The sequence below is a fragment of the Stenotrophomonas sp. STEN008 genome, from assembly GCF_056760435.1.
The window spans coordinates 96,744-121,601 of the sequence record NZ_JBRRET010000004.1 but is presented as its reverse complement, the minus strand read 5'-3'; the positions used below and the strand labels follow the sequence as shown (position 1 = coordinate 121,601).

The window sequence follows — 24,858 nt, the reverse complement described above, 5'->3', positions numbered from 1 at the left end:
TGATATCGACTTCGTCCAACAACGCTGGCCACCGCAGCATGCGGCATGGCCGGCGGGTGCTTTACGCTGCGCTGCTGTGCATGGCGACCGCCGCGTCGGCCGCCGCACCGCGGCCGTGGCTGGATGTGTCGGCCAGCTTCGAGCAGCGGGCCGCATCGCTGGTCGCACAGATGACGCTGGAGGAAAAGGCCGCACAGATGCAGAATGCCGCGCCGGCGATCGAGCGCCTCGGTGTGCCGGCCTACGACTGGTGGAACGAGGGGCTGCATGGCGTGGCGCGGGCAGGGCAGGCCACTGTCTTTCCACAGGCCATCGGCCTGGCGGCAACGTTCGACGTGCCGCTGATGGGCGAGGTGGCGACGACCATCAGCGACGAGGCCCGTGCCAAGCATCACCAATTTCTCCGCGAGGGCTCGCACGGGCGCTACCAAGGGCTCACGTTCTGGTCCCCGAACGTCAACATCTTCCGTGACCCGCGCTGGGGCCGTGGCCAGGAAACCTACGGCGAGGATCCTTACCTGACTGCCCGCATGGGCGTCGCCTTCGTACGTGGCCTGCAGGGCGATGACCCGGTGTACCGCAAGCTCGATGCCACGGCCAAGCATCTGGCCGTGCACAGCGGACCGGAGGCCGACCGTCACCACTTCGACGCGCGGCCCAGCCGGCGCGACCTGTACGACACCTACCTGCCGGCGTTCGAGGCGCTGGTGAAGGAGGGCGATGTCGATGCGGTGATGGGCGCATACAACCGGGTGTACGGCGAGTCAGCCAGTGCCAGCCGGTTCCTGCTGCGCGACGTGCTGCGGCGTGACTGGGGCTTCAAGGGCTACGTCGTCTCGGACTGCTGGGCGATCGTCGATATCTGGAAACATCACCGGATCGTTGCCACCCGCGAAGCCGCCGCAGCGCTGGCGGTCAGGAATGGCACCGAGCTGGAGTGCGGACAGGAGTACGCTACGCTGCCCGCAGCCGTGCGCCAGGGCCTGATCACCGAAGCGGAGATCGACGACGCGGTGACACGCCTGTTCGCCGCACGGATGCGCCTGGGCATGTTCGATCCACCGGAGCGGGTGCGTTGGACGCGGATTCCCGCCTCGGTCAACCAGGCGCCCGCGCACGACACCCTGGCGCTGAAGGCCGCCCAGGAATCGCTGGTCCTGCTGAAGAACGAGGGGGTACTGCCGTTGTCGCGTGACCTCAAGCGCATTGCCGTGGTCGGTCCCACGGCTGACGACACCATGGCGCTGCTCGGCAACTACTTCGGCACACCGGCCGCGCCGGTCACGATACTGCAGGGTATCCGCGATGCGGCGAAGGGTATCGACGTGCGCTACGCCCGTGGCGTGGACCTGGTCGAGGGGCGTGATGATCCCAGCGCGACGCCGCTGATCGAGCCGACCTTCCTGCGGCCGTCGGCGGCGTCGACCGAGCGTGGCCTGCGTGGCGAGTACTTCCGCACGGCCGACCTGTCGGGCACGCCGGCACTGGTCCGCACCGACGCGCAGATCGGCTTCCGCTGGGACCGCGGCTCGCCAACCGACAATCTGCTTGCCCGTGGCGAGGCGGCGCCGGGGCAGGGCATTCCGAGCGATGGTTTCAGCATCCGCTGGACCGGACAGCTGCTGCCGCCGGTATCCGGGCGCTATCGGCTGGAGGTGGCCGGCGACGACGGCTTCCGGCTGTATCTGGACGGCAAGCGCGTGCTGGACCACTGGGTGAACTCGGATCGTCTGCACGCCGAAGGCATCGACGTCGATCTTCAGGCGGGCCGCGCCTACGAGCTGAAACTGGAGTACTACGACGACGAGCGCGATGCGGGCGTGCGGCTGGGCTGGCGCATGCCGGGCGCCAAGGCACCCTTCGACGAAGCCCTTGATGCGGCCCGCGACGCCGATGTCGTGGTGTTTGTCGGCGGCCTGACCGGCGACGTCGAGGGCGAGGAGATGACCGTCAACTATCCGGGCTTCGCGGGCGGGGACCGGACCGATCTGCGGCTGCCGGCACCCCAGCGCACCCTGCTGGAGGCACTGCATGCCACCGGCAAGCCGGTGGTGATGGTGCTGACCGGCGGATCGGCAATGGCCGTTGACTGGGCCCAGGACCATCTGCCGGCGATCCTGATGAGCTGGTACCCGGGGCAGCGCGGCGGCACTGCCGTGGGCCAGGCGCTGTTCGGCGACGTCAACCCCGCAGGTCGTCTGCCGGTGACCTTCTACAAGGCCGGTGAAGCGCTGCCGGCGTTCGACGACTACAGCATGGAGGGCCGTACCTACCGGTACTTCCGCGGCACCCCCCTGTATCCGTTCGGCCACGGGCTCTCGTACACCCGCTTCGATTACGCAGCACTGCGCATTGATGCGGACAGGATCAATGCCGATGGCCGGCTGGGTGTGCACGTGGACGTGACCAACACCGGCACACGCAGCGGTGACGAGGTCGTGCAGCTCTATGTGCGACGCCAGCAGGCTGGCAGCGACGAGGCCGTGCAGGAACTGCGTGGCTTCCAGCGTGTCCATCTCGCCGCCGGCGAACGGCGCACCGTGACGTTCTCGCTTGAGGCACCGCGGGACCTGCGCCGCTACGACGAAGCGGGCGGTGCCTATGCGGTGCTGCCCGGGGCCTACGAGGTGCGGGTCGGCGCCTCGAGTGCCGATATCCGCGCGCGGGCCGGGTTCTCGGTGGAGGCCGTGCATGGCAAGCACTGAACACACCCTCACGGTGCGCGAGAAGCTGGGCTACAGCCTGGGCGATCTCGCGGCGAACCTGATCTTCCAGACCCTGATCACCTATCTGGCGTTCTTCTACACCGATGTCTACCGGCTGCCGCCGGCAACGGCGGCTACGATCATCTTCGTGGTCGGCATGCTCGGCGCGTTCGTTTTCACCCCGCTGATCGGCATCGCCGCAGACCGCACCTCGACGCGCTGGGGGCGGTTCCGTCCGTGGATCCTGTGGACGGCGATCCCGTTCGGCGTGCTGTCGCTGCTGGCGTTCAGCACGCCAGAACTGGGCGAGCGCGGCAAGGTCATCTATGCGCTGGGCACCTACGCTCTGCTGGTCTTCGTCTATGCAGCGAACAATCTGCCGTACTCCGCACTGAGTGGTGTGCTGACCGGCAGCATGGCACAGCGCAACAGCCTGTCGGCCTACCGTTTCGTGGCCGTGATGATCGCGCAGTTCATCATCCAGGTCCTGCTGATGCCGCTGGTGCTGATCCTGGGTGACGGTGACCGCGTGCGGGGCTTCGAACAGGTGATGACCGTGTTCGCCATCGTCGGGACGGTGTTCTTCCTGATCACCTTCGCCACCACGCGCGAGCGCATCGTCCCCACCCGCGAGCAGACCGGGGGCGTGTTGCAGGACCTGTCTGACCTGCTGCACAACCGGCCGTGGCAGGTGATGCTGGCCCTGACCGTCCTGGTGTTCATCAACCTGGCGCTGAAGGGTGGCACGTACATCTACTACTTCCAGTACTACATGAGCGACGCTGCGCTGGTCGACTTTCTGGAAAACTCAGGATTCAACGGCCTGATCAGGGTCCTGAATGCAGGTCTGGGTAGTGCCGGATTCGCCGGCTTCAGCTGGCCCAGGGACGCGGCAACCTCGGCCTTCAGCCTGTTCAATGCCTGCGGAATCATCTGCATGATCCTGGGCATCGGCGTGTCGCGACGGCTGGCAGACCGCTTCGGCAAGCGTGACGTCTTCGGCGGCGCACTGTTCATCTCAACCCTGTTCCTGCTGGCCTTCTACCTGTTTCCGCCGACGGCGGTCGGCGTCGCCTTTGCTGCCTTCATGCTGCATGGATTCTGCTACGGCATCACCATCCCGCTGCTGTGGGCGATGATCGCCGACGTTGCCGACTACTCGGAATGGAAGAACCATCGCCGGGCCACCGCGATCATCTTCTCGGCGATGCTGTGCGGCCTGAAGATCGGCCTCAGCGTGGGAGGCGCCCTGGTCGCCGGCATTCTTGCCCACTACGGCTACCAGGCGGGCATGGCGACACAGCCCGAGGGCGTGGTCGAGGGCATCCGCCTGACCGTAAGCGTCTACTGCTCCCTTCCTTTCCTGCTCGCCGTGGCGCTGCTGTTCGCGTACGAAATCGACAAGCGCGCGGAAGCCCGCATCGAACAGGACCTCCAACTGCGTCGCCGCACGGCCGACGCGTCCGCGTAACCCAACGATGACGACCATGATCGACCTCTCTCCAGGCGACGACGGCCGGGCCGACGACGCCCGCCTCGCGCAGCTCACCCGGCACGCCATCTCGCAGCCGCTGGTGACCCATATCTACACCGCCGATCCGTCGGCCCATGTCTTCGAGGGACGGCTCTACATCTATCCCTCGCACGACATCGACGGCGGCCAGCCGTTCGACGACGAGGGTGGGCACTTCGGCATGCAGGACTACCACGTACTGCGGATGGACACGCCCGACGGCGACGCCATCGATTGCGGCCAAGCGCTGCACCTCGACGATGTGCCGTGGGCGCACAAGCAGATGTGGGCGCCCGACGCCGCCTGCCGCGACGGGCGCTACTACTTCTATTTCCCGGCCAAGGATGCGCAGGGCCTGTTCCGCATCGGCGTGGCGGTCGGCGAACGGCCGGAGGGACCATTCATTCCCCGGCCCGAACCGATGCAGGGCGCGTACTCGATCGACCCGGCCGTATTCGAGGACGAGGACGGCAGCCACTATCTGTACTTCGGTGGGATCTGGGGCGGACAGCTGCAGCACTATCGTGACAATCGGTACGACACCGCGCACGAGGAGCCGACAGGCAGTGCGCCGGCGCTGGGGCCGAGGGTGGGCCGGCTCGATGCCGGCATGACCGAACTGGCCGAGCCCACGCGCGAGGTGCAGATCCTGGACGAGCACGGCCAGCCGCTGCGCGCGGACGATCATGCGCGCCGCTTCTTTGAAGGGCCGTGGGTGCACAAGTATCAGGGCCGGTACTACCTGTCCTATTCCACGGGCAACACGCATCTGCTGTGTTATGCGATCGGCGACAGCCCCTATGGCCCGTTCACCTATGCCGGCGTGCTGCTGACGCCCGTGGTGGGCTGGACCACGCACCACTCCATCTGCAGCTTCAAGGGACAGTGGTATCTGTTCTACCACGATGCGCTGATGTCCGGCGGCGTGACGCATCTGCGCTCGGCCAAGTGCACGCCGCTGCACATGGAGGCCGATGGTCGCATCCGGACCATCGATCCCTATGGTGCATGAGCGCAGGCTGCCGGTGGACGACGCACTTGCTCCGCTACCGGCCGGTGAGCTGCACTGGCTTCAGGCAGGCGATCTCGAAGTGGCGCTGGCGGCCGGGGCAGGGGGGCGCCTGGCACAGATGCGTTACCGGGGCGTGGACTGGCTGGTGGACGCAGAGGAGGGCGGAGCGGCGACGATCGCCTGGGGCTGCTATCCGATGGTGCCGTGGGCTGGGCGCATTCGTCGTGGACACTTCAGCTTCGACGGTGCACCCCATGAATTGCCGGTCAACTTCGGCGGGCACGCCATTCACGGGGTCGGCTTCTCCAGGCCCTGGCAGATCGACAGCCTCGACGCGACGAGTGCCACGCTGACGCTTGATCTGCCGCGTGACAGGTACTGGCCCTTCGGTGGCGTTGCCCGACAGGTCATACGCCTGCAGGCACACTGCCTGCAGCTGCACCTCTCGGTGCAGGCTGCGCAGCAGGCCATGCCGGCAGTACTGGGCTGGCACCCGTGGTTCCGTAAGCCGGACCGGCTGCTGTTCAAGCCTCGCGCGATGTACCCGCGTGACGAGGAGGGTATTGCCGTTCTGCCGTGCGTGCCGCCCACGCCAGGTCCATGGGATGACTGTTTCATCACCGACCGTGATCGTGACATCGCGCTGGTGCGCGGCGGGCAGCGCCTGCGGCTGCGATCGGACGGCGACCACTGGGTTGTCTACGACGGTGCCCCCCACGCCACCTGCGTCGAACCGCAGAGCGGGCCACCTGATGGCTTCACGCTTGCGCCGCGCCGGCTGCAGCTCGGTCAGCAGCTGGCGCAGACGTTCGAGCTGGTCTGGGACCAGGACGCCCCCTGAACTGCGGCGCGGTCCAGCGCAGGGCGGGAACTGCGACGGAGCGGGCCATCACAGGCTCCAATCGATGCGCAGGCCTGCAATCAGCGCATCCGGCAGGTCACGCTGGCGCGCAGGTTCGTTGAACTGGTCAGGATGCACGATGTAGTGCAGGTTCGGCGCAATCCGCAGCTGTGGGGTGAGCTGGATGCCGTAGCTCAGCTCCATCATCACCTGGCTCCCATGCGGGGTGCCGCTGCCACCGGCTGCGGCACGCGCCAGGCGCAGGTTCTCCAGGGCGATGCCGCTGTACTTCTGCTGGGTCACGACGAAGGCGATGCTGTCCTGTGGACGGCGGGCGAAGGTGCCTTTCTGCACCAGGCCGGCCTGCAGAAAGTGATCCTCGATCAACTGGCCTGAGGTGCCCTTGAGCACGGCGCCGAAGACCGTCAGGCCGCGACCGCTGCCATCACCGGTCAGCTGCTGCTCGAAACGGGCAAATGCACCGGAGCGACCGTGGCGGTTCGCGTAGTCCTGGCCACTGAGCACGGCGGGCATTCCGTTGATGTCGCGCAACGGATCACGATAGGTCGAGTTGTCCTGCCAGCCACCCAGTTCATACCGGGCCCGCAATCGCGCCGAAGCCGGGCTGCGCCAGCCGATCGTGTACGGCACGATCCAGCCGGTGGCCTGGTGCGTGCTCCATTTCAGGCCATGCTGGCCGTCTTCGGCCTGACTCGGATCGACCTGGTAGGCGCCGACGCGCAGATAGACATCCGGCGTCAACCAGGTGGTGGCATCGGCCATCCAGCTCGACACCGGCCACCAGGTGAAGTTGCTGGTGCGGAACACGTAGGTCGGGTTGCCGCAGGCCGAATTGCCCTGGAAGTACTGGCACAGTTCGGAGCCGAGGAAGTGGATGTTGGCGACGCTGCGTCCGGCTTCGAGCACCAGGCGGTCGTCGAGCAGTTTCTGTTCGAGGGTCAGATTGGCCAGACGCGTCCCCTGGCCACCGTAGATTTCCTGCACCGAGGTGCTGTTGCCGGTGCTGCTGGCAGCCAGATTGGTGCCATGGCGGTTGATGCCGTAGGCCTTGATCGTTGCCCCCTGCCACCCGAACGCGGCCTCCAGGTTCACGTCCGCGCCGAACATCAGCTGGCCGGCATAGGCCGTGCCGCTGTTCTTGCCGCCGTCGAGCGTGGCCGCGGCTTCGCCGGTGTAGGAGAGCTTGGGTGAAACGACCTCGCCCCGGTCGGCCGCCGCGGCCAGCGAGGGCAGCGTCAGCAGGAGTGCGGCCAGCAGCAGGCGGCGGGAGGAGCGGGGCATGGGCGGAAGTCCTGTAAATGGGCAACGACGCGGCCCCGGAGAGCCGGGACAGCCGAGTGATCGAGGCAGGGAGAACGGTCAGGCCGCGGCGGTGACCGGCTTCTTGAGGAGACGCAGCGCGAGCGCCGTCACGGTGACGCCGGCCAGCAGCGCCAGCAGGTAGACGCCCAGATGGGTGACCGCGTTCGGGATCGGCAGCACGAACACGCCACCATGGGGGACCTTCAGTTCGACACCGGCGGCCATCGAGATCGCGCCGGCCACGGCCGAGCCAAGGATCAGCGCCGGAATGGTGCGCAGCGGATCGCGCGCGGCGTAGGGGATCGCACCTTCAGTGACGAAACTGAGACCGAGCACGCCGGCGGCTCCGGCAGTGCCGCGTTCCTCGGCCGTGAAGCGGTTGCTGAACAACCACGTCGCCAATGCGATGCCCAATGGCGGCGTCATGCCGCCGATCATCGTCGCTGCCATCGGCGTGTAGACCTGGCTGGAGATCAGTGCAGTGGAGAACGCATAGGAAGCCTTGTTGACCGGGCCGCCCATGTCCACCGCCATCATTCCGCCCAGCAGCAGACCGAGCAGGATCGCGCTGCTGCCCTGCATGCCGCGCAGCCATTCGGTCAGCCAGGCCAGCAGCCCTGCGACCGGCGTGCCGATCACGTACATCATCAACAGGCCCACCAGCAGGGTGCCCAGCACCGGCAGGATCAATACCGGCTTGAGGCCCTCCAGGCTGCGCGGCAGGCGCAGCGCTCGGTTGATCCAGTGCACGCCATAGCCGGCAATGAAGCCGGCCAGGATGCCGCCGATGAAGCCCGCGTCCATGTTGACCGCGACCAGCCCGCCGATCATGCCGGGCGCGATGCCGGGGCGGTCGGCGATGGAATAGGCGATGTAGCCGGCAAGTGCCGGCACCATCAAAGTGAAGCCGGCCTTGGCGCCGATCTGGAACAGGGACCAGGCCAGCGTGCCCTTGTGTGCATCGTCGAAGGCATAGATGCCGCCGAGGGCGAATGCCAACGCGATCAGCAGACCACCTGCGGTCACGAACGGCAGCATGAACGATACGCCGGTCATCAGGTGCTTGTAGGGGCCGGTGCCCTTGCTCTTCTCGGGTGCGCGGCCCGGGGCAGACGCGCCGGCGTGGACATTGGCCTCGGCCAGCGCCTTACGGAGCAGGTTCTGGCCATCGTTGATCGCGGGCTTGGTGCCACTCTTGAACAGGCGCTTGCCGGCGAAGCGTGACAGATCCACTTCACGGTCTGCGGCGATCAGCACCAGGTCGGCGGCAGCGATTTCCTCGTCGCTCAACGCATCCTGCGCACCGACCGAGCCCTGCGTTTCGACCCGGATTGCGTGACCAAGCGCCTTGCCGGCCTGCTGCAGGCCTTCGGCCGCCATGAACGTGTGGGCGATGCCGGTCGGGCAGGAGGTGACAGCGACGATGCGCTTGCGAGGGTCCGCCGCATCGGCCTTGGGCACAGCAGTTTCCAGTGATGCCAATGCAGCGAGTGGATCGTCCAGCACTTCGCCGAGGCCGGCGCGCACCACCGTCGCAGTGTCGAAGCGGGTCAGATCGGCCTCGCCGTCGCCCACCAGCAGGAGCGTCGTCGCGGTGGCGTGTGCGGCATCAAGTGCGCCGGTCACGCCCTGTTCGCTGCGGATCTCGATCACCAGTTCGAGGCCACGCTGGCGGGCGGCGCGGCGCAGCGCTTCGGCAGCGAGAACGGCCTCGATGCTGCGCGCGCCAGCGGCGATGATGACGGGGAAAGGGTGCATGGGAACTCCTGGAATTCTTCGGGTTCTGTTCTGCGTGAGGCGCTGGAGCGGGCCGTGGGGCCTGCAGCGCCGCCTGCAGGGTTTCAATCCAATCGTTCGATCAGTACATCGTCCGTCCACCCGCGGACCTGCGCCGGATCCAGCCGTCGCGCGTCGCCGCTGTGCAGGCGACTCATCGAAAAGGCCGTTGCCAGGCGCGCGCAGCTGGCCAGGTCGAAGGCCGGCTCAAGCAGTGCGGCGGCGATACCGGCCACCATGGCGTCGCCCGCACCGACCGTGCTGCCCTGCGACAGACGCGGGGGACGCGCGATCAGGGCGCCGTTGCGATCCATGAACAGCGCGCCGTCGACGCCCATCGAAATCACCACCAGCGCAACCCCGCGTTCAAGCAGGCGCAGGCCGGCAGCGCGCAGGGCGCTCCGATCCGGCAGCGGCGTTCCGGCCCACGACTCCAGTTCGTGGCGGTTGGGCTTGACCGCATAGGGCACTGACGCGTGTGCGCTGCTCAGGGCGGCGGCGAGCGCATCGCCGCTGGTGTCGAGCAGTACCCGCGCGCCCGCGCCGCCCGCCTGCGCCTGCAGTCGCGTCCATGAATCGGCCGGCAGGCCGGAGGGCAGGCTGCCGGACAACACCACCGGCAGCTGTGGCTGGAGCACGGCGGCGAGTCGTCGGCACACCGCATCCAGATCGGCGCCGTTCAAGGGCAGGCCGGGCAGGTTGATATCAGTGGTCTCGCCGTGGGTCTCATCCACAAGCTTGATGTTGGTGCGGGTCCGGCCCGGCACGCGCAGGCAGCCGTCGGTGATGCCGCGCGCCGAGAACAGCGCACTGAACACGCCCGGGTTGTCCTCGCCGATCACACCCAGTGCGGCTGTCGGCACGCCCCAGTCGGCCAGGCAGGCGGCAACATTGATGCCCTTGCCCCCCGCGTCGTCGCGGCTGCTGAAGGCACGATGCACATGCCCCGGCTGCAGGCCCGCCAGGCGCACGGTCTGGTCGATCGCCGGGTTCAGGGTGACGGTGACGGCGCGGGGGTTCATGCGCGCGCTCCCTCAAGGGCACGCACCTGTTCGGTGGTTTCGCAGTCCAGTGCCTTGCCGGCCAGCGCCTGCAGATCGGCCAACCGGGTACTGCGCAGGCGGGCCTTCACCGCCGGAATATCGTTCGGGGTCATCGACAGCTCGTCCACGCCGAGACCGGCCAGCAGCATGGCGCCGAACGGGTCGCCAGCCAGGCCACCGCAGACGCCGACCCAGCGCCCATGCGTGCGTGCGCCGTCGACCGTGGCGCGGATCGCGCGCAGCACGGCGGGATGCAGGCTGTCGGCCTCGACGGCGAGTTCCGGATTCTGGCGATCGATCGCCAGCACGTACTGGGTCAGGTCATTGGTGCCGATCGAGAAGAAATCGGCATGGCGCGCCAGCACATCGCTCTGGGCTGCGGCTGCGGGCACTTCGATCATGATGCCGATCGGCACTTCGGGCGCCTCCAGCTCGATGCGCAACCGTTCGCAGATGGCACGCAGCGCGATCAGTTCCGGTACGGACGTGATCATCGGGAACATGATCGACAGGCGCGCACCGTCCCTCGCCGCGCGATACAGCGCCCGCAGCTGCGGCTCCAGAAGATCGGGACGGCGCAGCAGCAGGCGCGCGCCGCGCACGCCGAGGAACGGGTTGTCCTCATGCGGCAGCTCCAGGTGCGCAACCTGCTTGTCGCCGCCGATGTCGAGCGCGCGCACGATCAGCGGGCGGCCATCCAGGGCGCTGGCCATCGCTCGATACGTGGCGTACTGCTCATCCTCGCTGGGCGTGCTGCCGCGCTCGAGGAACAGGAACTCGGTCCGCATCAGGCCAACGCCTTCGGCGCCCTGTTCCAGTGCCAACGGCACCTGTTCGGGCAGGTTGACGTTGGCACCGATGTCGATGCGGTGGCCGTCGGTCGTCTGCGCCGGCTGCGCGCGTTGCGCGGCCTCGCGTTCGCGGATGTGCTGCTGCTCGGCGATCCAGGCGCGGGCCGAAGCGAGATCGGCATCGGACGGAGACAGATAGAGCCGCCCGCTGCTGCCGTCGACGATGGCCTCCACACCCGCTTCAATCGTCAGCAGATCCGCGCCACCGGCAACCAGCGCCGGCAACCCGAGCGTGCGCGAGAGGATCGCGGTATGTGAGGTTGGCCCGCCCTGTGCGGTGGCCAGACCGAGCACGCGACGGGTGTCGAGGTTGGCGGTGTCTGACGGTGACAGGTCGGCCGCGAGCAGGATGCAGGGGTAGGCGGGCAGGTCGGCGAGACCACCGCCGGCCGCAGACGGATCAAGCTGTGCCAGCACACGCCGACCCACATCACGCAGGTCGGCTGCGCGCCCGGCGAGCACCGGATTGCCCAGCGCCGCCAGCCCGGAGGCAATCTGTTCGATGGCCTGGTGCCATGACCACGCGACGCCATGACCTTCCACCATCAGCTGACAGGTACGGGTGATCAGGTCTGTGTCGTCGAGCAGCGCGGCCTGGGCCCCGAAGATGGCCGCATCGGACGCGCCGAGCCGGCGCTGGGTGTCGTCCTGCAGCGCCGCCAGCTGCTGGCGGGTGCGGCCGAGCGCGTCCTGCAGGCGTGCACCGCCTTCCCCGAGCGGGGCGGGGTGGTCGGCGACGTTGGTCTGCCTGCTGGCGAGCACATGGATCCGGCCGATCGCCAACCCGGGGCTGGCACCAATGCCGACGATCGCTGCCTGTGCCTCCGGTGGATTCCAGCCCGCGACCGGCGCCGCCTTGCGCTGTGCTGCGCGTTCGGCATCGGCCTTTTCCTGAGCCACCAACCCCTCCATGACCCTGCGCAGTGCGGCCAGCAGTGCGGGCGCATCCGCGCCTTCGGCAGACACACTCACCGGGTCGCCATGACGCAGACCCAGCTGCAGCAGCGCGACCAGGCTCTTGGCATCGGCCGCCTGGTCGCCTGCGCGCACCTGGGCACGGGCGCTGAAACTGCGGGCCGTCTCGGCCCAGCGCGTGGCAGGGCGCGCATGCAGGCCATTGGGGTAGGCGATGGTCCAGCCGAAATGCTCGGCCAGATCCTGTGCTGGAACATCGTTGGCCAAGGTGGTGACGTCGCCGGCCAGCGCCGTCACGATCTCGCTCGCTTCGGCGGTCGTGAACAGACGCTGCAGCGTGGCGTCATCCTGGATGAGCCGGGTGAGCCGGCGTAGCAGGGTGATGTGGGTATCGGACTGGGCGGCGATGCCGACCACCAGCCGCGTCACCTGGCCCGGATTCCATTCGACACCGTCCGGCAACTGCAGCACGGCAATGCCATCGCGGCGCACCAGATGGCGGTCCTCGCCGAGCCCATGCGGGATCGCCACACCGTGGCCGAGGAAGGTGTTCGCCAGCTGCTCACGGCGGCCCATGCTGGTTTCGTAGCCCGGCGCAACGCAGCCGGCGGCCAGCAGCATCTGTGCGGCCTGGGCGATGGCGTCTGCCTTGTCACGGGCCCGTGCGCCGAGGCGGATCAGTTCGTGGCTGACGGGAGCAGGGGCGGGGAGGGAAGACAAGGCGGGCTCCGGGAAGGGTGTGCTGGCGTATTGGGAACGTTCCCAGCCCGCATTTCAATGTGCACTGCACAAAAATCCAATAGTACTTTGGCGTTAGCATTGTCCTGAACGGCCGTCGAGCTGCGGCCAGCACAGTTGACCGGGAACGTTTCCAATCCAATGAGCATCAGCATCAACGACGTGGCGCGCGTGGCGGGCGTCTCCAAATCCACGGTGTCGCGCGTGCTGGGTGGCGGCCCGGTCAGTGGAGAGGTGCGCAGCCGGGTCGAGGCCGCCATCCGCCAGACCGGCTATCGCCCGAACCTGCAGGCCAGGCGCCTGCGCTCCCGGCATACCGGCATCATCGGGCTGGTCGTGGCGGATATCCGCAACCCCTTCTTTACCGCGCTGATCCGCGCGGTGGAGGAGGTCGCCTATCGCGAGGGCCTGCGCGTCACCCTGTGCAACACCGACGAGGACCCCGAGCGCGAGGCACTGTACCTGCAGTTGATGCACGAGGAGCGCATCAGCGGGCTGATCTTCGCGCCGACCCGAACCACGGTGGGGCGGCTGGAACGGCTCGCGCTGGACTATCCGACGGTACTGGTCGACCGCGCCGCGCCGGGCGGGGCGATCGACAGCGTGGTGCTGGACAATCCGGCGGCCATGGCCGGCCTGGTCGAGCATCTGGTTGAACGCGGCTACCGACGCATCGGCGGCCTGTTCGGCAGCACCAGCACCACTGCGGCCGAGCGTCGTGATGGCTATCTCGCGGCCATGCGCAGGCATGGGCTTGAACCGGACTACCGGGAAGTCGAACCCACGGCCGAGGCCGCCATCAGCACCGCCGGACAGTGGCTGGCTGGGCCCTCGAGGCCCGAGGCGCTGGTTACCAGCAACAGCCTGCTGCTGATGGGAGCACTGAAAGCGGCACGCAGCGCAGGACTGGCGATTCCAGGCGCGCTGGCGCTGGCGGGGTTCGACAACGAGCGCTGGACCGAACTGGTTGAACCGGGCATCACTGTCGTCGAGCAACCGGTGGAGGAGATGGGGCGAGCCGCGATGTCGCTGCTGCTGGAGCGCCTGCGTGCACCTGACATGCCGGTGCGCCGGCTGGTGATGACTGGTCGCTGCGTGGTCCGGGGATCAACCGCCTCGCGATAGTTTCCGGACGCCCGGGGCCTGCGGAACTGCCTTGCAGATCGTGGAGAGGAGGTGATCTGGCCCGATCCACCTCCAATTATCGTGACGCGTCACGGTCGATGTCGAAGGAAAATAGCTTACGTCCCATCGCTGCATTTGCTGCGCCAGCTATCGCCAGGTACCTGCGCCGCTGAAAGTGTTCATTGCGATCGTTCGTGAGTCGACGCAGAGCCGCCTTCAAACCCAACCGCCGGTTGCCGCATCCAACCGTTCTTGTCTTTGACGATGAAGGATGCTGCATGAAGCATGCTTGGTGGCTGCGCTGGTCGTTCCTTCCGCTGTTGATTCTTGGCTCGCAGGCGAGGGGATGCGAGAACGCTAGCAGCAGCCGCTCATGCCATTCCCTGGCCGAATCCGTGACAGCCCGGGAGTGCCCTGGGCATCTCATGACACATCCTCCCAAGAAGGCTTTCATGTCTGGCATGAACGATGAGCAGCAGCAACGCAACGCGCAGTGGGGCAAGGTCTCGCGTCTGTTCTGGCCCGCGATGGGCATTAGCGCGGCTCTGACGGCAATCGCCGAAGCGCTGTATCGCACAGGGGCATACCCACATGCCATGTTCGACGGCGGCAGCACCGATGTTCGAACCTGGTTGTATGTGGCTTTGATGTACTTGATCGCCATTCCAGTGTTGTTCCTTTGGATCAGGCGACTGCTTGCAGGCTATCCCATGCCATGGAATCCGCTGGCCAAGCGCTGGCTGCTAGGCGCATTCTCCCTGATCCTCTGCAGCGGAATGGTTCTGCTGCCGGCAATCGTGCTGACTGTTGGAGCCGGCGCTGCAGACCGCGGCAAAGGACTGTATCAGCTGTTCACCGGCAGCCTCTTGGGCACATTCTTTGTGGGGACGATCCTTGCCTACGGGGCGGCCATGGGCGCATGGCTGCTGATTGTCGGAACTCCCAAGCTGCTCTTCCCCAAACCTCCCGAGCGATGAGCGCGGGGCGGTGATTGTCCGATCGGTTCCCAAGCCCGGGCGTGCCGCTGTACGAAGAATACTTGCAGGATTGCCCCGTCTCGGGTGGAGGTGCTGCACGCATGTGTGTCATCCCTTCTCTCTGGCCAGATTCAACAAGGAGTGTGATCCGTGGCAATCTCTGTCATTACGCTTGAAGAAATTCGACAGAATGCGGGTGATCTCGCAGAGCATCTGAACAGTTTCATCGGCGGCTTCTATGATGCGTACAACAACGGCTAACGGCGCAGCCGGAACGGAAACGGGAGCGCCACCGCTCGTGGGGATAGGGCGCTCGGCAGCTTCTCGGAGACGCCGTCGTTCCAGAGCAGCAGCCACATGACCACGCCAGCGATCCCCACAAAGCTGTGACCCCGCCCTTACTCGCCAACCCTAAGGCGAAGGGGGTAAGCTTCGGGCCAGCTACAGGGGGAAGTCATGGTCACAAGGATTGCGGCAGCAGTGCTGCTGTGTGTGATGGCTGCGCCATTAGGCGCCCAGCAGATTTACAAGTGCGTCACCAAGGGCGGCGTCGAGTACCAGTCAATGCCATGCGCCAGCGGTGAAGCCGCCAAGACGTGGAATGTAGATGTCGCGCCACGATCCGCGGAATCGGCAGCCAATGAGCGGCGCTTGGACATGATCCGGCAGCAGAACTCGGCTTCCGTCGCGCCTCGGCCGGCGCCGCGCCCAGCACCTGTTTACAGAAACGGCGGCGGTGGCGGGCAGTTGCACCATATCTCTCAGTACAGGGATGCCAAGGCCTGCGAGGCCGCACGTGCGGAGCGTGAGCGCGTTTTCAGGGCCTACGGTACCAACCGCCCGTTTGATGTTGGCAGGCGTATGGACGATATGGTCTGGCGGGCTTGTAAGTGATTACCGTGACGCATCACGCCGGGTGCAGGGGAGCGCCCCCTACGGAAGCACCTCACACGCGCTGGCGAGATCTCGGCCCAGGTATAGGCAGGACCGCTGCTGCCGGCTCGGCGTCGGGCCCAGCCATCACTCTGGGCGAACGCCGTTGGTTCTTGGCTAGAACGTCCCGATTCGCCGGCACCCCACGGGTTTCCATCGGCCGCAGCCATTCCTGCGCTTGTGCAGCAGTGAGTGATAGCCAGGCCAGGTCCTGCGCCTCCAGCTCGCGGCGCTCGGGGGTGACCAGTCGGCCATCCTTAAACGAAAAACCGGCCCAAGGGCCGGTTAGTTTCCGATCACGCACGATCAGGCTCCATGCCAGAGTAGGAGCCGGGGAGACGGCAAGAGTCGTGCCAGCCATCCCAAGATGATATGAACATAATATACATTATGCGAAATCACGTACCCGCCGAATCTGGGCCTTTGTTGGCTCCGCATGGCAATGGCTGGGCCTCTGGCTCGGCCCCTGCCTCCGCCCTGAGACCGCCCAGCCTTGTATGAGATCGCGGCATGATCGTGTTCGACCCGCACCACCGTATTGACCTGACCGGCCTTCGGGCGGGCGTGCCGGAGCCTGTTCTGCTGGACCGGGCAGCTGCAGCTGCTGGCTGGTGGGATACCTGATGGGGTGCGATGTGGCATGCCGTAGCCAAGCATGGCTCGGCTCTACTGTGGCGCTGGTTGCGGGGGCTCGGGCTCGTGGGTGGAGCCCTCGAGCAGGGCGACGTAAGTATCCAGGCGGGTGCGGAGGCTGATCAGCATCCAGCCCAGGAGGTACAGCAGCACCATGGCGAAGATCAACAATGCGCCGACCAGGCTGACGTCGAACGCGCTCGCCCAGTCACCCCATTTCCATTCGCGGAATTGCAGGTAGAGCGCGATCAGCAGTGGAAACGGCCCGATCCGCTGCAGGCCGCCATACATCATGCCCATGCGCTCGATCATGTTGGTGCGCAGCGTGCTGACATAGCGAAGGCGTCGCTCACGCTCGATGCGGGGGAAGCTGCGAAGCTCGGTAACCACCGTTTGCCAGTGCGCGAAGTCGCCGTCCATCTCCTTGGCGTGCGAGAGCCGTGGCTGGCTGAACTGGTGAATTCCTCTGCAGGCGGCCAGGGCAACTCCAACGATGAAGCCTCCGATCTCGATGGCCAGGCACGCAACAACCACTTGCAGCACCACACTCACAGGTAGCCACCGATCAGGCAGCTGGCCACAGAGAATGCCAACGATTGCGGCGCCCAAGCCGATGCGAAACGCCCACGTTTCCACCCTGCCCGCCTTCGGATAGATGCTGTGCTCAGCCAGCCCCTGGGCCCGCTGGTAGAGCCAGTGGAAGGTCAGTTCCTGCGAATCGGTCTTTACCGGCGAATCGAGTTCGCCCGCTGCCTGCATATCCATTGCATCCCCTGCCACCGGCTACGATGCCGACCGTAGCATCGTAGCCGACGCGTAGCACCTTTCAGAAATAGAACCCGATATTGAGGTTCAGCCGCGAATGCCAGCGCGACGGGCCGCCATTGTTGATGCCGATGCCATCACCGCCGGCAAACCAAATGTTGCGGCCGGCAATGCAGGCGACATGGGTGAGCAACCCGCCCCTTCCGCAGGCTGCAGCCGGTGACGTTCTGCCAGGAGTCGCGCACCCCGCCGCTGTGCCCCACCGGGCGGGTCATGCTGAGGTTGTTGTAGCAGGTCAGGTCGTCCAGCCAGGCGCGCGGGCCAAAGGAATAGGCAACGTTGGCACTGGGCACATTGGCCTCGGCCGCGATTTCAAACGGGGCCGAACCCACGTGCGACTCACTCAGCATCGATCCAGCCCGCATCGCGCGCACGCGCAAGATCTTCTGGCGTGTCGATATCGAGGCCCAGTTCCGGTGCCTGTAGGACATGCACCATATCGGCAGGAAGTTGCCGCAGGCGCGCTCCGAAGCCGCGGTCACCGGCTGCACCCACAGGGGTGAACCAGGCGCGCGGCACTACCGCGGGAACGCCAAGCGCACTCCCGTGACGGGTGCCCGCGCACGCTGAGGCCGCGGCGCGGGCACCCGAAAGCAGCGCCTGCAGATGGGCGTGCTCGATTGCGGGCTGGTCGCATGCCACGACCATCACCGCGCTCACCGTCGGCAGCAAGTGTGCGCCGGCGACCTGCAGACTGCTCGCCAGGCCGCGTTCCCAGTGGTGGTTGGTTACCGGGGTGGCATCCAGCCCGGCAATGCTGGATGTCACTGCCTGTGCGTTCGCGCCTACTACGACCAGCACCTGCGCTGGCGCGAGCTCCAGCGCCAATCGGACCACGCGATGTACCAGGGTCTCGCCCTGCCGGGTTAGAAGCTGCTTGGGCTGGCCAAGTCGGGTGCTCCCGCCGGCAGCAAGCACGACGACCGCATGCGGGTCAGTCACCTGCCGTGCGCGCTTCGCCATTGCTGCAGCTGCGCGGCGATGCTGAGCGAAATCGCCTCTGGCCCTCGGCCGCCGATTTTCAGGCCAACCGGTGATCGAAGTCTCGGGGACAGGCGGTGGCGCTGATCCGGAGTCAGCAGTTTGAATAAGTCCTCGCGCCTTCGCTGCGGACCCAGCAGTCCAATGAACGCGACTTTGGTATCCGCCAGGGCCACCAGCGCCTCCCGGTCAAGTTCGAAATCGTGATGCATCACCAGTACCGCGTCGCACGGGTCGCCATGGAAGGCCTCGGCCGGGCTGGTCTGCAACTGTGCATCCGCGCCCTGCCCCGCTGAGGCCCAGCGCGCTCGCCGTTCGGCCACGCTGATCCGCCACCCCAGGCCACGCAGCAACGGAACCAGGAAGGGCGTTTCAGGACCGCCCCCCAGGATCAGGGCCCGCGGAAGCCGGGGCAGCGTCAAACACCACGCCCCCTCACCAAAGGGCTGCATACCGTCCATCGGATGCAGCTGCCACGTCCGCTCGCGATGGCCCGCGCGGAAAACAATCTGCCCCGATGCGCGAAGCTCGCGCTGTAGTGGCACACCCTCGCGCAGCCATGCCTCGATGACAACGTCGATGCCGGCCATGGCACGTAATGGCAGGAGCGCAATCCGCAGCCGACCGCGGCACCCAAGCGCGGACCCACTCAGCAGGTCCTCGTCACTGCGCGTGTCGATCTCGATCCAATCGACCTGCCCTGCCGCGCTTACCTGCTCTGCGCGTCGCGCGAGCTCGGGCTCCAGGCATCCGCCGCTCAGCCAGCCGACCTGGCTGCCGTTGCAGAACAGCACCATGTCGCCGGCACCGGCGTAGGTGGAGCCATCGGTTTCCAGCACCAGCGCGAGCACGGCGTGCTGCCCCGCGCGCGCGCGCGTCAAGGCCGTCTCGAGCACGCTCCGTGGGCTTCCTTCGGTGAGGAAGCCCGGTGCTGCGGACAATTGCCCGGCAGCATCCCTGGGCCCTCCTCCGCCTATCGCGGAGGCCTCCAGAGTGGCTGAGGCCGCGGGTTGGTCCATGCGCAAGGGTCAGCCCACGTCGGGCAAGCCGGGCAACAGCTTGTCGAGGGTGATGGGATAGCTGCGCACGCGCACACCGGTTGCGTTGTAGACCGCATTGGCGATCGCGGCACCGACCCCACAGATGCCCAGTTCACCCACGCCCTTGGCCTTCATCGGCGAGATCACCGGGTCCAGCGTATCGAGGAAGACCACTTCCTGGTATGGAATATCGGCGTGCACGGGAACCTCGTAGCCGGCCAGGTCGTGGTTGATGAACAAGCCAAGCCGCTTGTCGACCACCAGTTCCTCCATGAGGGTCGCACCCGCGCCCATCACCATCCCGCCGATGACCTGGCTGCGTGCGGACAGCGGATTGAGGATCCGGCCGCCATCGCATACGGCAAGCATGCGGCGAATGCGCGTCTCTCCAGTGTAGGCATGCACGGCGACCTCGCAGAAATGCCCTGCGTAGGTGCCGACGTCGTAGCCTTGTTTGAAGTCGCCGAAGGCAATGCCGTCCTCCGCCGACAGTGTCCCCGCCTCCGCCAGCTTGATGGTCCGCCCATCCGCCTGGATGCGGCCATCGGCGAAGTTTGCGGTGTCGCCGTCGAAGCCCATTTTCTCGCCCACCTTGCGGCGCAGGCTGACGCACGCCGCGTACACGCCTGCGGTGGAGCTTGCCGCGCCCCACTGGCCGCCGGAACCGGCGGAGGCGGGATGACGGGAGTCGCCGAGGGTCACCTGGACCCGGTCCAGCGGCACGCCCATGGTCTCGGCTGCCGTCTGCGCGATGATCGTGTAGGAGCCCGTGCCGATGTCGGTCATGTCGGTTTCCACGATCACGCCGCCTTGGCCGTCGAGCCGCACCCGCGCCGCCGACTTCATCGTCGGTGCGCCGCGATAGCCCGCGGACACGCCCATGCCGACCAGCCAGTGCCCTTCCCTTACCTGCGCCGGCCTGGCATTGCGCTTGTTCCAGTTGAAGCGCTTGGCGCCTTCGCGCAGGCAGCGCACCAGGTTGCGGTCGGAGAACTTCTTGGACGGGTCGCCGGGTACGACCTCCGGCTCGTTGAGGATGCGGAACGCGATCGGGTCGAGGCCCAGCTTCTCGGCCATTTCGTCCATCGCCACTTCCAGCGCCATGTGGCCTGGCGCTTCGCCCGGCGCGCGCATTGCATTGCCTTCGGGCATGTCGAGCGTGGCGATGTAGTTGGCCACCAGGCGGTTGGCGCCCGCGTAGAGCTTGGGCGTCTGCAGGGTGCCGTTCTCGCCGTCCTCGCCGTTGATGTTGCCCGACCAGTTCTCATGGGCGATGGCGGAGATCCTGCCGTCTTCCGCGCAACCGATCCGGACGCGTTGAATGGTTGCGTGCCGGTGGGTGGTGTTGTTGGCCATCAAAGGCCGTTGCAGCGCGATCTTCACCGGTCGCCCGACCTGCTTGGCCGCCAACGCGGCCAGCACCGCGTCGGCACGGATGAACAGCTTGCCGCCGAAGCCGCCGCCGATATAGGGCGAGTCCACGCGCACCTTGGCAGGATCGATGCCGAGGATCGCCGCCATGCCCTGCCTGGCCCAGTCGATCATCTGGTTCGCCGTCCACAGCGTGAGCGTGTCGCCCTCCCAGGCGGCGATGGTGGCGTGCGGCTCCATCATCGAATGACTTTCGTCGGAGGTGTGGTAGGTCTCGTCGAGTTTGACCGCGGCGCTCGCGTAGGCGGTGTCGAAATCGCCCAGCGCCTGCCGGTCGGGCTTGCCATCGCGCCCCTTTGCCAGCGGCGCGGACGGCGCCAGTGCGGGAAAATCGAAGCGGCCCTTGCCGCGCTCATAGCGGGTGCGGATTAATGCCGCGGCGGCGCGGGCCTGCTCGAAGGTCTTTGCCACCACGCAGGCGATGGCCTGGTGGTAGTGGGCCACGTCGGGGCCGCCGAACAGCGGTGCATTGTTCCAGTTCGATTTGCCGACCGGCTTGGTCTCCGGTGCGGTGATGACCGCCAGCACGCCCGGGGCGGCGCGTGCGCGGGAGGCATCCATAGAAATGATGCGCCCCTTGCCGATGCCCGCGCCGACGATATAGCCGTAGGCCTGGTTCGGTGCCACGTCATGGCGCTCATACGCATAGGGGGCGGTGCCGGTGGTCTTGCGTGGGCCGTCGATGCGCGGCGTCGACTTGCCGACGACCTTAGCCTTGTCGAACAGGTTGTCACCGGCGGGGGTGTTGAATTCAAGGGGCATCAGTGCTCTCCTTCCACCAGCACGGCTGCGAGGGTGCGCTCGGCGAGAGCGATCTTGAACGCGTTCTCCCGCGTCGGACGGGCGCCGGCGAACACCTGCCGGGCCGCGGCCTTTACGCCGTCGCGCAGCAGGGGTTCGGCTGCCTCGATGCGCCACGGCTTCGGCGCAACTCCACCGAAGGCGAACCGCGCCGAGCCGTCTTGCTGCACGACCGCGGCGACCGACACCAGTGCGAACGCATAGGACGCGCGGTCACGTACCTTGTGGTACACGTGCCGACCGCCCAGGGGTTCCGGCAGCGTGACGTGGGTGATCAGCTCACCGCGCTGCAGCACGTTGTCCTGCTGCGGCCTGTCGCCGGGGGAACGATGGAAATCGGCGATCGGGATGCTGCGCGTACTACCGTCACCCCTGACGGTCTGGATCGAGGCGTCCAGCACCCGCAGGGCCACCGCCATGTCGCCCGGATAGGTCGCGATGCAGCTGTCCGAGGTGCCGATCACGCCCATCTGGCGGGAGAACCCTTCGAGCGCGCCGCAGCCTGATCCGGGCAGGCGCTTGTTGCAGGGCAGATGGGGGTCGTAGAAATACGGGCAGCGCGTGCGCTGCAGCAGATTTCCGCCGGTGGTGGCTTTGTTGCGCAGCTGCCCGGAGGCGCCTGCCACGATCGCGCGGGTCAACACCGCGTAGTCGCGGCGCACGCGCTCATGCGAGGCCAGTGCGGTATTGGTGACCAGCGTGCCGATGCGCAGGCCGCCCTCGTCGGTGGGTTCGATCCTGTCCAGGCCGATGTCCTGCACGTCGACCAGGTGCGTTGGCGTCTCGACCTCCAGCTTCATCAGGTCGAGCAGGTTGGTCCCTCCGGCCAGGAACTTCGCACCCTCGGTACCGGCCACGGCTTTGGCGGCCTCGGCCGGAGACTTCGCGCGTTCGTAACTGAAGGCCCTCATGAGCGCCTCCCTGCAGAGGTCACGCCAGCGACCTCTTGCATTGCCTCGGCAATGTTGGAATAGGCGCCGCATCGGCAGAGGTTGCCACTCATGCGTTCGCGCATTTCCATGCTGGTGGCCTGGGGCAGTGCGCTGACGTCCGCCTGCACATGGCTGGGGACACCCCGCTTGATCTCGTCCAGTACCGCTACCGCCGAACAGATCTGCCCCGGCGTGCAATACCCGCACTGGTAACCGTCATGCTTGATGAAGGCGGCCTGCATCGGATGCAGGTCATCGGGGGTTCCGAGGCCTTCGATGGTGGTGATGGCATCGCCCTGGTGCTGCACCGCCAGGCTGAGGCAGGCATTGATGCGCTCACCGTTGACCAGCACGGTACAGGCACCGCATTGACCGTGGTCGCAGCCCTTTTTGGTCCCGGTCAGCTCCAGATGTTCGCGTAGGGCATCGAGCAGCGTGGTTCGCGTGTCGAGCTCAAGCTCCCGGCGCGCGCCGTTGACGGTCAAGGCCACCGTGCTGATGACCGGCGGCCTGGGCGGCGGGGATGCCGCCAGTTCGGCGGCGAGCGATGACGCCCCTGGTGCGGCGGACATCGCCACGGTCGTGGCGCCGCCGGCGATCACCTGGCGACGCGTCAACTTCATTCCTTCATCCCAACTTGGCACAGTGACCTCCTGGCGTTCGGGGAAACCCCGTGGCTGGATGGACGCGCTCACACTACTCAGAGGGCACTATGCCCGTCTTCGGGGTACAGATTTGTGAAGCCGGTCGGAGGCATGCCGGCATCATCGGCCGAGCGTACTGGCCGGTCATCTTCAATGCCGTGTCTGGCAAGCGTGCGCCACAGACACTGATCTGCGGCACTGAGAGAAGGAACTTTCCTACCAACCCCAGCAAGGAGGCACGATCCACGCTGAATGCGCGAGAGCTTCCGTTGGCAGCGCATTGTCCGGCCAACGGGGCCTGACGGTCCGCCTTCGCCCTCGCGCAGCGCACGAAGTGCTTCGACGTGAGCTACCACAGCTTGCTTGAGCGAAAGTCCACCGCGGCCTACCTCCTGGATAGTGCATGCCGCGGCGTCAAGCAGGGCCAGCCCCGGCGCTCAGGCAACATCCGCGCTTGGCATCCGGAACGTGAACACTGTTCCGGCACTTTCACTTGACACCACATCGAGTATCCCGCCGTGAGACTTGGCAATCTCCGATGCGATATAGATGCCCAGACCAAGACCTGGCCTGGGAAGCTCGCCCTTCTCACGCGAGAACGGGTTGAAAATGGTGCTGAGCCTGTCGGGCGCAATGCAGCCTGCGTTGTGCACATCCAGCGTGAGGCGATTGGATGCAGCATGCACCCTCAGCGTGACAGGAAGCGACCGCTCGCCATGCTGCACTGCGTTCGTCAGCAGGTTGGCCAGCAGCTGCGACAGCCTGCCGGGATCGCAGACCACGCTGCCCTCGATCCGCATCTGCACATCGATGTCCTCGCGACCGGTGGCGATCGCCACTTCCGCTGCAACTCGTTCGAGGTCAGCTTGCAGCGTATCGCTTTCCCGGAGCGAGATCGGGATGCCTCCACCCAATCGGCCCCTGGCAAAATCAAGTACATCGTTTATGAGCCCATCCATCCGGGTCACGCCAGATGTGATGTGCGCAAGCATCTGCTGCTGACGCGCGGACGTCGCCTCATCCTCAAGTGCATCTGCTGCTACGCTGATTGCCTGGAGGGGGCTGCGAAGATCATGGCCCAGTACCGCGATGAACTGATCGCGCAAGTCGGAATCCCGCTGCGCGTCCGAAAGCGCCGTCTCCGCTTCCTGTAGGCGGTCCTCCTTGTCCAGATAGTTGCCGACGAGCTCGGCAAGCAGCTCCATGGACCGTCGGACATGGGCTTCATCGAAGTTGCCCGGCGAAGAATCGATGGCGCACAGGGTGCCGAAGAATCTGCCGTCCGGCCGATGAATCGGAACCGACGCGTAACTCTCAAGCCCGTAGATCCGAGGCGTGTGGTGCTTGGAGTACAGCGGGTGGGTACTGGCGCGTGCGAAAACCACGGAGGTTGATGACTGCCTGATCTCGTCACAGATGGTGGTTTCCAGGACCAGCTGCCCGCCTGGAACAAGCCCGAACCCGAGCGTGTCCAGGGTGGCGCAGGCCGTCCAGGTCGTCTCTGTAACCCTGGCAATCGCCGTGAATCTCGAGCCCGTGATATGGGCTACGGTTTCGAGGATGCGCGGCACTGCCTCGATACGACCGATCTCAGCGACGTCATTGAGAAGGTGGGGATCAGTCAGCGTATGCATATGTTGGCAGGCGGGCACAGTGATGCATCATCCCATGAAACCGCCATCGCAAGCCGGCTCCGTTCAGAAGGGGGCGTCCAAAGCGGGCAAACGGGCGATGAGCCCGCAGCCGCGAGCATGCGCCTGCTTCATTGACAAGTGAATGGCCGCAATCCCTAATCGGGCGGCAGATCGCCGTCCGCCTA

General features: G+C 66.4%; 19 protein-coding genes. 7 read left to right on the top strand and 12 right to left on the bottom strand.

Translation table 11 applies throughout. The features are described 5' to 3' along the window. Window positions 1–38: 38 nt before the first annotated feature. From ACVOME_RS03535 to ACVOME_RS03520, 4 genes are read left to right on the top strand one after another with little or no spacing between them, the layout of a single operon-like run. Window positions 39–2,705 carry a glycoside hydrolase family 3 protein gene (locus ACVOME_RS03535; RefSeq protein ID WP_481504753.1) on the top strand — a complete coding sequence of 889 codons (2,667 nt, stop codon included), beginning with the start codon at window positions 39–41 and terminating at the stop codon, window positions 2,703–2,705. Further along, window positions 2,692–4,176: an MFS transporter gene (locus tag ACVOME_RS03530; protein ID WP_481504740.1), complete on the top strand. Its 1,485-nt coding sequence runs from the start codon at window positions 2,692–2,694 to the stop codon at window positions 4,174–4,176. Before ACVOME_RS03535 ends, ACVOME_RS03530 begins: the two co-directional genes overlap by 14 nt. Window positions 4,177–4,192: 16 nt before the next feature. Next, the gene (locus tag ACVOME_RS03525) at window positions 4,193–5,230 is read left to right on the top strand and encodes a glycoside hydrolase family 43 protein (protein ID WP_197599982.1); all 1,038 of its coding nucleotides are present in this window, start codon (window positions 4,193–4,195) and stop codon (window positions 5,228–5,230) included. Beyond that, the gene (locus tag ACVOME_RS03520) at window positions 5,220–6,071 is read left to right on the top strand and encodes an aldose epimerase family protein (protein ID WP_481504739.1); all 852 of its coding nucleotides are present in this window, start codon (window positions 5,220–5,222) and stop codon (window positions 6,069–6,071) included. Before ACVOME_RS03525 ends, ACVOME_RS03520 begins: the two co-directional genes overlap by 11 nt. 48 nt (window positions 6,072–6,119) lie before the next feature. Here ACVOME_RS03520 and ACVOME_RS03515 read toward each other — a convergent pair whose 3' ends face one another. The 4 genes from ACVOME_RS03515 to ptsP all read right to left on the bottom strand — a co-directional run bounded on the left by ACVOME_RS03515 (window position 6,120) and on the right by ptsP (window position 12,699). Continuing rightward, window positions 6,120–7,373, bottom strand: coding sequence for a carbohydrate porin (locus tag ACVOME_RS03515; protein ID WP_346480304.1), 1,254 nt, complete (start codon window positions 7,371–7,373; stop codon window positions 6,120–6,122). A gap of 78 nt (window positions 7,374–7,451) precedes the next feature. Further along, window positions 7,452–9,152, bottom strand: coding sequence for a PTS fructose transporter subunit IIC (locus ACVOME_RS03510; protein ID WP_053516393.1), 1,701 nt, complete (start codon window positions 9,150–9,152; stop codon window positions 7,452–7,454). Window positions 9,153–9,235: 83 nt separating this feature from the next. Then, window positions 9,236–10,192, bottom strand: a complete 957-nt coding sequence (locus ACVOME_RS03505) for a 1-phosphofructokinase family hexose kinase (RefSeq protein ID WP_262218107.1) — start codon at window positions 10,190–10,192, stop codon at window positions 9,236–9,238. Beyond that, entirely contained in the window at window positions 10,189–12,699 is a 2,511-nt protein-coding gene (ptsP, locus tag ACVOME_RS03500; RefSeq protein WP_481504738.1) for a phosphoenolpyruvate--protein phosphotransferase, read from the bottom strand. Before ptsP ends, ACVOME_RS03505 begins: the two co-directional genes overlap by 4 nt. Window positions 12,700–12,858: 159 nt before the next feature. On the opposite strand from ptsP, the gene ACVOME_RS03495 reads away from it, so the two are divergent. From ACVOME_RS03495 to ACVOME_RS03485, 3 genes are all read left to right on the top strand, one after another. Further along, window positions 12,859–13,842, top strand: coding sequence for a LacI family DNA-binding transcriptional regulator (locus ACVOME_RS03495; protein WP_111186961.1), 984 nt, complete (start codon window positions 12,859–12,861; stop codon window positions 13,840–13,842). 278 nt (window positions 13,843–14,120) lie between these two features. Further along, window positions 14,121–14,819 (top strand): transporter, encoded by a 699-nt coding sequence (locus tag ACVOME_RS03490; RefSeq protein ID WP_262218113.1) that lies wholly within the window; start codon window positions 14,121–14,123, stop codon window positions 14,817–14,819. A gap of 456 nt (window positions 14,820–15,275) precedes the next feature. After that, complete coding sequence (locus ACVOME_RS03485) at window positions 15,276–15,713, top strand: DUF4124 domain-containing protein (RefSeq protein ID WP_481504737.1); 438 nt, start codon at window positions 15,276–15,278, stop codon at window positions 15,711–15,713. 705 nt (window positions 15,714–16,418) lie between these two features. Here the strand turns inward: ACVOME_RS03485 and ACVOME_RS03480 are convergent. The 8 genes from ACVOME_RS03480 to ACVOME_RS03445 all read right to left on the bottom strand — a co-directional run bounded on the left by ACVOME_RS03480 (window position 16,419) and on the right by ACVOME_RS03445 (window position 24,673). Next, the gene (locus tag ACVOME_RS03480; protein WP_197571008.1) at window positions 16,419–17,150 is read right to left on the bottom strand and encodes a hypothetical protein; all 732 of its coding nucleotides are present in this window, start codon (window positions 17,148–17,150) and stop codon (window positions 16,419–16,421) included. Between the two features lie 61 nt (window positions 17,151–17,211). Then, on the bottom strand, window positions 17,212–17,343 hold the full coding sequence (locus ACVOME_RS03475; RefSeq protein WP_262218132.1) for a hypothetical protein: 132 nt from the start codon (window positions 17,341–17,343) through the stop codon (window positions 17,212–17,214). A gap of 206 nt (window positions 17,344–17,549) precedes the next feature. Further along, window positions 17,550–18,173 (bottom strand): nucleotidyltransferase family protein, encoded by a 624-nt coding sequence (locus tag ACVOME_RS03470; protein ID WP_262218133.1) that lies wholly within the window; start codon window positions 18,171–18,173, stop codon window positions 17,550–17,552. Further along, a complete protein-coding gene (locus ACVOME_RS03465) occupies window positions 18,149–19,210 on the bottom strand; it encodes an XdhC family protein (RefSeq protein ID WP_262218134.1) in 1,062 nt (353 codons plus the stop codon). Before ACVOME_RS03465 ends, ACVOME_RS03470 begins: the two co-directional genes overlap by 25 nt. 9 nt (window positions 19,211–19,219) lie before the next feature. Then, window positions 19,220–21,424 carry an aldehyde oxidoreductase molybdenum-binding subunit PaoC gene (paoC, locus tag ACVOME_RS03460; RefSeq protein ID WP_481504736.1) on the bottom strand — a complete coding sequence of 735 codons (2,205 nt, stop codon included), beginning with the start codon at window positions 21,422–21,424 and terminating at the stop codon, window positions 19,220–19,222. Beyond that, window positions 21,424–22,374: an FAD binding domain-containing protein gene (locus tag ACVOME_RS03455; protein WP_053515781.1), complete on the bottom strand. Its 951-nt coding sequence runs from the start codon at window positions 22,372–22,374 to the stop codon at window positions 21,424–21,426. The genes paoC and ACVOME_RS03455 overlap by 1 nt, the downstream gene beginning before the upstream one ends. Continuing rightward, on the bottom strand, window positions 22,371–23,018 hold the full coding sequence (gene paoA / locus ACVOME_RS03450) for an aldehyde dehydrogenase iron-sulfur subunit PaoA (RefSeq protein WP_065182255.1): 648 nt from the start codon (window positions 23,016–23,018) through the stop codon (window positions 22,371–22,373). Before paoA ends, ACVOME_RS03455 begins: the two co-directional genes overlap by 4 nt. Window positions 23,019–23,476: 458 nt before the next feature. After that, on the bottom strand, window positions 23,477–24,673 hold the full coding sequence (locus ACVOME_RS03445; RefSeq protein ID WP_481504735.1) for a GAF domain-containing sensor histidine kinase: 1,197 nt from the start codon (window positions 24,671–24,673) through the stop codon (window positions 23,477–23,479). Between the last annotated feature and the right edge of the window lie 185 nt (window positions 24,674–24,858).

Coding starts and splice junctions, on each gene's coding strand:
- ACVOME_RS03465 (WP_262218134.1), bottom strand. CDS start 19,210: ATGGACCAACCCGCGGCCTCAGCCACTCTGGAGGCCTCCGCGATAGGC.
- ACVOME_RS03515 (WP_346480304.1), bottom strand. CDS start 7,373: ATGCCCCGCTCCTCCCGCCGCCTGCTGCTGGCCGCACTCCTGCTGACG.
- ACVOME_RS03490 (WP_262218113.1), top strand. CDS start 14,121: ATGAAGCATGCTTGGTGGCTGCGCTGGTCGTTCCTTCCGCTGTTGATT.
- ACVOME_RS03495 (WP_111186961.1), top strand. CDS start 12,859: ATGAGCATCAGCATCAACGACGTGGCGCGCGTGGCGGGCGTCTCCAAA.
- ACVOME_RS03455 (WP_053515781.1), bottom strand. CDS start 22,374: ATGAGGGCCTTCAGTTACGAACGCGCGAAGTCTCCGGCCGAGGCCGCC.
- ACVOME_RS03510 (WP_053516393.1), bottom strand. CDS start 9,152: ATGCACCCTTTCCCCGTCATCATCGCCGCTGGCGCGCGCAGCATCGAG.
- ACVOME_RS03530 (WP_481504740.1), top strand. CDS start 2,692: ATGGCAAGCACTGAACACACCCTCACGGTGCGCGAGAAGCTGGGCTAC.
- ACVOME_RS03505 (WP_262218107.1), bottom strand. CDS start 10,192: ATGAACCCCCGCGCCGTCACCGTCACCCTGAACCCGGCGATCGACCAG.
- ACVOME_RS03520 (WP_481504739.1), top strand. CDS start 5,220: ATGGTGCATGAGCGCAGGCTGCCGGTGGACGACGCACTTGCTCCGCTA.
- ACVOME_RS03480 (WP_197571008.1), bottom strand. CDS start 17,150: ATGGATATGCAGGCAGCGGGCGAACTCGATTCGCCGGTAAAGACCGAT.
- paoA (WP_065182255.1), bottom strand. CDS start 23,018: ATGAAGTTGACGCGTCGCCAGGTGATCGCCGGCGGCGCCACGACCGTG.
- ACVOME_RS03525 (WP_197599982.1), top strand. CDS start 4,193: ATGATCGACCTCTCTCCAGGCGACGACGGCCGGGCCGACGACGCCCGC.
- ACVOME_RS03445 (WP_481504735.1), bottom strand. CDS start 24,673: ATGCATACGCTGACTGATCCCCACCTTCTCAATGACGTCGCTGAGATC.
- ACVOME_RS03485 (WP_481504737.1), top strand. CDS start 15,276: ATGGTCACAAGGATTGCGGCAGCAGTGCTGCTGTGTGTGATGGCTGCG.
- ACVOME_RS03535 (WP_481504753.1), top strand. CDS start 39: ATGCGGCATGGCCGGCGGGTGCTTTACGCTGCGCTGCTGTGCATGGCG.
- ACVOME_RS03470 (WP_262218133.1), bottom strand. CDS start 18,173: ATGGCGAAGCGCGCACGGCAGGTGACTGACCCGCATGCGGTCGTCGTG.
- paoC (WP_481504736.1), bottom strand. CDS start 21,424: ATGCCCCTTGAATTCAACACCCCCGCCGGTGACAACCTGTTCGACAAG.